The 6,892-nt window shown below is 34.8% G+C and carries 9 protein-coding genes; 2 read left to right on the top strand and 7 right to left on the bottom strand.

Annotation, left to right across the window (positions count from 1 at the left end; translation table 11 throughout):
- Window positions 1-212: 212 nt before the first annotated feature.
- Window positions 213-374, bottom strand: a complete 162-nt coding sequence (locus KO527_RS21685) for an oxidoreductase-like domain-containing protein (protein ID WP_216042330.1) — start codon at window positions 372-374, stop codon at window positions 213-215.
- Window positions 375-488: 114 nt separating this feature from the next.
- Between KO527_RS21685 and KO527_RS21680 the strand changes: the two genes are divergently transcribed.
- A complete protein-coding gene (locus KO527_RS21680) occupies window positions 489-857 on the top strand; it encodes a hypothetical protein (protein WP_216042395.1) in 369 nt (122 codons plus the stop codon).
- Between the two features lie 159 nt (window positions 858-1,016).
- The gene (locus KO527_RS21675) at window positions 1,017-2,381 is read left to right on the top strand and encodes a leucyl aminopeptidase family protein (protein WP_216042329.1); all 1,365 of its coding nucleotides are present in this window, start codon (window positions 1,017-1,019) and stop codon (window positions 2,379-2,381) included.
- A 49-nt stretch (window positions 2,382-2,430) separates the two neighbouring features.
- Here KO527_RS21675 and KO527_RS21670 read toward each other — a convergent pair whose 3' ends face one another.
- The 6 genes from KO527_RS21670 to KO527_RS21645 all read right to left on the bottom strand — a co-directional run bounded on the left by KO527_RS21670 (window position 2,431) and on the right by KO527_RS21645 (window position 6,760).
- On the bottom strand, window positions 2,431-2,772 hold the full coding sequence (locus KO527_RS21670) for a replication protein RepA (protein WP_216042328.1): 342 nt from the start codon (window positions 2,770-2,772) through the stop codon (window positions 2,431-2,433).
- Window positions 2,759-3,427: an AAA family ATPase gene (locus KO527_RS21665; RefSeq protein WP_216042327.1), complete on the bottom strand. Its 669-nt coding sequence runs from the start codon at window positions 3,425-3,427 to the stop codon at window positions 2,759-2,761. Before KO527_RS21665 ends, KO527_RS21670 begins: the two co-directional genes overlap by 14 nt.
- Before the next feature lie 40 nt (window positions 3,428-3,467).
- Window positions 3,468-3,761 (bottom strand): PilZ domain-containing protein, encoded by a 294-nt coding sequence (locus KO527_RS21660; RefSeq protein WP_216042326.1) that lies wholly within the window; start codon window positions 3,759-3,761, stop codon window positions 3,468-3,470.
- A 177-nt stretch (window positions 3,762-3,938) separates the two neighbouring features.
- On the bottom strand, window positions 3,939-5,009 hold the full coding sequence (locus KO527_RS21655; RefSeq protein WP_216042325.1) for a ketoacyl-ACP synthase III: 1,071 nt from the start codon (window positions 5,007-5,009) through the stop codon (window positions 3,939-3,941).
- A 134-nt stretch (window positions 5,010-5,143) separates the two neighbouring features.
- Window positions 5,144-5,920: a MotA/TolQ/ExbB proton channel family protein gene (locus KO527_RS21650; protein ID WP_216042324.1), complete on the bottom strand. Its 777-nt coding sequence runs from the start codon at window positions 5,918-5,920 to the stop codon at window positions 5,144-5,146.
- A 9-nt stretch (window positions 5,921-5,929) separates the two neighbouring features.
- Window positions 5,930-6,760: a flagellar motor protein MotB gene (locus KO527_RS21645; protein ID WP_216042323.1), complete on the bottom strand. Its 831-nt coding sequence runs from the start codon at window positions 6,758-6,760 to the stop codon at window positions 5,930-5,932.
- Between the last annotated feature and the right edge of the window lie 132 nt (window positions 6,761-6,892).

Below are 6,892 nucleotides of genomic sequence, written 5' to 3'. Positions count from 1 at the left end.
CATTGTATATCCCCAGATATTTTTACTATTTATAGATCTGAAAATGCAAAGCTCAATCAATGGTTAAAACTTTTACTAATACCTTTAGATTTAGCTAAAACATTTAGTTAATTAATATTAGAAGGGAATTGAAGGTTTTTCCTCTATATGACGTAAATATTTATAAAATAAGGATAATAGAGTTGAAATAAGGGGGAGTAATTTAACTTCAGCTATATAGGGGCTGCTTCATTTTCTTGCTTTACTTTTTGCGCTAAAAGCCATTGTTCATATGCATCATGATACGCATCCCATACACAAGGACAACAACTTCCGCCACCACAACAATCATCATCTGCTGGTCTTTGAGGTTTTTTAGATAGTTGATTTTGCATTTTAAATAATCTGTTTATCCATAATATTATTTAATTTTATCATACAGATATTTTTCGATCGATAATTAACAGTTTAATTTGGCACTTAAGCCTATAGTGTGTGACAATTAGATGATGAAATTATATTTATACCTGCATAAAGCACCCATTAGAGTCGTAAAAATCAGCCATAGACGCAGTCGTTTAAAATTGCGACGCACTATGCTGCAACTAAAAGTTGCTTTAGCGCAAGAAACGCTTGAAACAAAAGAAATGATTGTTATTTATAAGCGTTATACTAAAAAACAAGCGAGTCCCGAAGAATTAAAAATTGCGAATCAGCAATTTTTTGATGTACTAAAAGGCTTAGGCCTTGGCGTGTTTGCAGTTTTACCTTTTGCTCCGCTAACTATTCCGGTAATCGTAAAACTTGGTAAAGTGGTTGGTGTTGATGTTCTGCCTAGTTCTTTTAATGCCCCGATCACAAAAAAGACTAAACCATGATCCGATAATAGTTCAGTTAGAAAAATCTGGAGCTATTTCCACTTCATTTCATCCTTCAAAAACAAAAAACACCAAGATTTCAAACACCTCTAAACACATACCTTTAAAGCAATAAAATTGCTATGATTAAAGCAACTTATCTTATTTTTATGAGCTATTATGAAAAATCTATATTCTTTGGGAAATAAAGGAACACCATTATTTATTTTGCCAAATACAGAGTTTAAATCATGGAAAACGCAACAGTCAGATTTTATTAAAGCATGGTTAGAATCAACAAGTTTTAACGGCAATGGATTGACATTATTACCAGATGATAGAACTGGTAAAGTATTTCAAGCTGTCTATTTTGTAGAAGATATCACTTCTTATTGGCAATGTGGTGATCTTGCTTCTTTACTTCCTGAAGGTAAGTATCTTTTTCAAGGTGATGCACAGCATAGAGAGCTAGTTGCATTTGGTTGGGCACTGGGTGCTTATCAATTTGATTCATATAAAACAAATACTCAACCCAAGGCAAAACTTATCGTTGAATGCCAACAAGAATTAAAGAAATATCAAGATTTAGTTCAAGGCATAATATTGGTACGAGATCTCGTTAATACACCTGCTTGTGATATGATGCCACAGCATTTAGCTGAAACAATGCAAGATTTAGCTGATTCGTTTAATGGAGAGTTCAGTCAATGGGTTGGAGATGAATTACTAGAACAAAACTATCCAACAATTCATATGGTTGGTAGAGCAAGCGAGCATAAACCTAGATTAATTGATCTGTCATGGGGTGACGAGAACGCACCTAAAGTTACTTTGGTTGGTAAGGGTGTTTGTTTTGACTCTGGAGGGTTAGATTTAAAACCTGGTGCAGGTATGCGTAACATGAAAAAAGATATGGGCGGAGCAGCCCATGTTATTGGCTTAGCGCACTTAATAATGGCATTTAATTTACCCGTTAGACTAAGAGTTTTAGTTCCAGCAGTTGAAAATGCGGTATCAAATAACGCATTTAGACCCGGAGATGTGATCAAAACACGAAAAGGGATCACAGTTGAAATAGATAATACAGATGCTGAAGGACGATTAGTGTTATGTGACGCACTGTGTGAGGCACAAAATGATAGCCCTGATTTATTGGTCGATTTTGCCACATTAACGGGTGCGTGTCGTGTAGCTTTAGGTACAGAGTTACCAGGTTTTTTCACAAATAATGATGCTGTGGCGGCAGGTTTAATACAATCAGGAAAAAATGTAGATGATCATGTATGGCAGTTACCTTTATATGCGCCTTATAAAGATATGCTCAAAAGTGATGTTGCTGATTTATCAAACTGTGCTGTCTCTGGTTTTGGCGGGGCTATTACAGCTGCATTATATTTACAAGAATTTGTTGAGCCTCAAACACCTTGGATACATTTTGATGTTATGGCTTGGAATAATAGAAAATTGCCAGGGCGCCCACTAGGCGGCGAAGCGTTTGGTGTGCGTGCAATGTTTGACTATATTCAATCTAGATACGTAATTTAACATAATAAATCGATAGGCATTATGTGAGTAATGTCTATCATAATTCCTTCTACTTTTTATTTTTGTTTTCTAACGTTTCTAATAGCTGATTTAAATCATTATTTTCACCATTAGCAAGCTCTTCAATTAACAACCTTAAAATACGAGATTTTGCAAAACCGGAATGCTCGGCCAAATCATTGAGTTGATCTATATGGGCGGGAGAGAGCGTAAAAGTTGCATTTTTAAAGTTTCTTTGCCTTTTTTTATCTACAGGAGTGTTCTCATCTAGGCTAGGAACTAAAATAGACTTTCCTTTAGCATAAGACGCAGCATCTTCGATAAAATCGTCTATATCAATTTTCTTCCTTTTTTTTGCTGCTGCTTTTCGTTTTAAATCAGCTAAACTCATGGGAGTCTCCGGGCTGTTTTGAAAGCATCTCTTCTGCAATAGCAATAATTTCTAACGCCGCTTTGCCATTAGGATCTATTTCTAATACAGATTCTCCATTTTCTTCACTGTCATCATATATATTTCGACTATAAGTAATACATTCCAAAACATTAATACCAAATGTTTCACAGACTTCTTTGGCCTCAAGAATTCTTGATGCTTGATTTGGTAAAGAAGGGCATTGGGTCATAACAAAAGAGGCATTCATTTTTGGATTAACCATTTTACAGGTAGATAAAATGTCTTCCATATGCGGCACTGTTTTTAAATCACGACGTTTGGGTCTAAGAGGAATTAATACATGATCAGCTACCGACATTGCAGCACGTAAAGCTAAATTATCTTGACCACCACAATCTACAAGCAAGTAATCATAGTTATTCTCTAAACTGATCAAATCATTTCTTATTTTACCATATAGTTGAACACAATTAATAAGCGGCAAATCAGGATTATTATTCCTTGCTTGGATCCAATCGGAAGTCGTTCTTTGTGGATCACAATCGATCATTAAAACAGATGCTTTTTTATGCTTTGCAAGATAAACACCTATGTTTTGTGCTAAGCAGCTTTTACCACTACCACCTTTTTCACCACCAACAAGAATAATCATAAATATAAACTCCAATGCTTTAAATTTAAAAAACGTCCATTTATTTATTGAAAATTAAACCGATATCGTACCAACCATGAGCTTGTTTAATTGACCTTAAAACACGGGCTACATAAATTTTACTTTCAATTAAATTTGATTTGAATTGCACCTTTACTTGAGTATCAACCTCAATATCACGTTCAATGCTAAACTTGATCCCTCCTTTAGATACATCTACGCACATTACATCTCTTATATATTGACGATTGTTTTCACCTTGCCAACTTACGGTAATAAGTTGTTTCTCCATATCTAAGCGTAAGGAACCACGTCTATCCTCAACATTTTCCATTTATTACTCCATTAAAAAACATAAAAAATTTACATGCTTCTTAAAAGTTTAGTTTAAATATTGAATATTGTCAGAAAGAACATTGAAATCGTGATTGGTAGGATAGTGAGTAGAAAAAGTTAAAAGTAATTTATAAATAACTTTTAACTTTATATTGTGTTTTAACTATCGTGCATTTTAGTTTTTACAAGCAAGCACTGCTTGATTAATAAGTTCAAGGCCTGTTTTATCACAATCAGGTAATGTTGCATTACTGATTTTTATTGGTGTAATACGATCTGACCACTGGATATAAGAGGCTGCCCAGGTTAAACCGGCGCCAAATGCAGCGGACATAATTTTTGAATTAGACTGTATTAACCCTTGTTCAACTGCTTCACAAATAGCAATCGGAATGGTTGCCGCAGAAGTATTACCGTAGTTTTGTATATTAACCATGACTTTATCATCGCTAACTGAAAGCTTTTGCTGAATAGCTTGAATAATTCTTAAGTTTGCTTGATGAGGTATTAATACATTAATATCATCTAACGCTAAGTTAGCTTGTTCTAATACATCATCACAGGCTTCAGCCATTCCTTTAACAGCACGTTTAAATACTTCTCTACCTTCAAATAATAAATCTGACGGTCCAACTGGTTGGTCATATTTATTAATATCCGTACCAAAATTTGTAATATGTAAGATATCTCGATTACTGGTATCACAGCCAGTTTTACTCGCTAGTAGGCCTGACTTTTCTTCACTTGCTTCAATTACAACGGCACCTGCGCCATCACCAAACAATACAGCACTGTCTCTTTTAGACCAATTAACATACCAAGTCATGCGTTCAGCTCCAATTATCACTGCTTTTTTTATCATGCCAGCATTAATTTGGGCCGTCGCATTTTGTAGCGCGTATAAAAAACCTGAACAAGCCGCATTAACATCACACGCAGCTGCCCCCGTTGCATTGAGATTTTTTTGCACTAAAGAGGCTGTATTTGCAACCAAAGTTGATGGACTACATGTTGCCAATAAAACGAGGTCTATTTCATCGCCATTAATGCCTGCACAGTCCAAAGCTTGCTGTGCTGCAACTGTAGCAAGTTCTGCAGTTGAAACATGGCTGATCCTACGTTCAGAAATACCGGTTCTGGTTTTTATCCATTCGTCATTTGTATCAACAACAGTACTTAAATCGTCGTTTGATAATTTTGCTGGCGGAATACATTTACCCCAACCTGTAATTTTTGCGTAGTTCATACTGTGTTCCAAATTATTTCATCTAATAGCAAGTAACCAATAGTGGTCTGATGAGTTATAGCAAAATTATAAACCTAAAACTACAATTAGATTGAACTTATACCCATTCCAATAATTAGTGGAAATAGTATTATCTAATTATTTGACGGTTTTTCATTTACTGGGCTGTCAATATTTTCACCTAAATAACTTGCAAGCATTTCAATAATTAATTTAGGGTTATCACCGTTAGAAATATGTAAAACACCATCACGAACTAACATCATATGTTGCTTAATTTCATCGGCTCTTTCACCTAGTTTATTTGCTAAAGGTCCGGTAAAAGCATTTGCTAGCAGTGCGCCATATAATGTTGTCAGTAATGCGACGGACATTGAAGGGCCAATACTTTTAGGGTCGTCCATCGCCACCAACATCGCAACTAATCCAATCAGTGTTCCTGCCATTCCCATTGCAGGCGCTAACTCTGTAAAACTGTTAAGAACCTTAATTGATTGATTATTTCTTTGACGTGTTTGCAAAATCTCTCTGTTAAATGCAAATTCAATTGTCTGGGTATCGTGGCCATCAAGCAGTAAGTTCACACCTTTTTGTAAATATTCATCATCGAGTTGTTTATCTTCTAACGCTAAAACCCCTTTTTTCCTTGCTATTTCACTTAACTCAATCAACTGATCTAATGTTTCAAATAAATTAGGCTGCTTATTACTAAAAGCTAATCGAATATTTGATAACCCTTGAAAGAAATTATTAATTCTGTAACTGAACATCACTGCACCAAAAGTTCCGCCTACAACAATCAACAAAGAAGGGATACTGACAAATATCCCAGGAGCAGCACCACTCATTAAAATAGCTGAAATGACTGCTAATATAATTACGCTTAAACCTAACCCGCTTGCTTTATCCACTAAAATTCCTTAATTTATTGAAATAGGGGCCATTTCTGTAGGCTTGCCTTGATTAATTGCGATTTCAACACGCCTATTTCGACTGCGATTACTAACACTGTTATTTTTAACTAATGGCTGGTTATCCGCAAATGCTTCCATTTTTATTCTCGACGCATCAAAATGGATATCTTTTAATATCTCATTTAATACTGCTGCGGCACGTTTGGCGGATAAATCCCAGTTATTATGATGTAACTCATTTGAGACGGGTAAATTATCGGTATGGCCAGATACTGTTATTTCACCAGGAATATTATTCAATTCTGTAGATATTCTGGCTAAAAGAGGTTTAAATTTTGGTTGCAGATAACTAGAACCAGATGGAAATGAGCCATTTTCTTTTAGTCTTATAATAAGTTGCTGTCCTAAAAGCTCAAATTCAATTAAACCATCTTCAATTTCTTGAGCAAAAATCTTTTCAAGTTCAACTTTATATCTGTCATTTTCTTTAGTATTTTGATCTTTACCATCTTTAATTTGTAATTGAGTTTCAGTTGCAGATTGGGTATTTTGTTGCACAGTATTGATTGGTGTAGGTTCCGGTGTTGCAGGGGAGAACTCATCCATTATTACTGAAGTTCCTTTTGGAATATCTTGTACCTCAACTTGATTTTGCACGCCAAAAGCCATTTTCATAGAACCTGCAATTTGTTTAAACTTGATCACATCCATTTCAGAATATGATAAAAGTAGCACAAAAAAACACATTAATAACGACATTAAATCTGCAAAAGTTGTCATCCAACTTGGACTTCCTTTCGCTTTAATATCTTCGCTGTCGTCACTCAGTTCTGTCATTTAATACTTAATAGTTTAGTGATTGATTTTAAAATCATAATTGAGTATTACTTTAGTTGCAATATTTTGAGAAGAATCAAACAACCATGCCTAAATTTTTGATAAGATCTGATTATCAAAAAATATTAGCAT

Origin of the sequence: Pseudoalteromonas sp. C2R02 (assembly GCF_018860845.1) — a bacterium.
GTDB lineage: Bacteria > Pseudomonadota > Gammaproteobacteria > Enterobacterales > Alteromonadaceae > Pseudoalteromonas.
The sequence above is the reverse complement of the archived record's forward strand: the minus strand, read 5'-3'. Positions and strand labels throughout refer to the sequence as shown.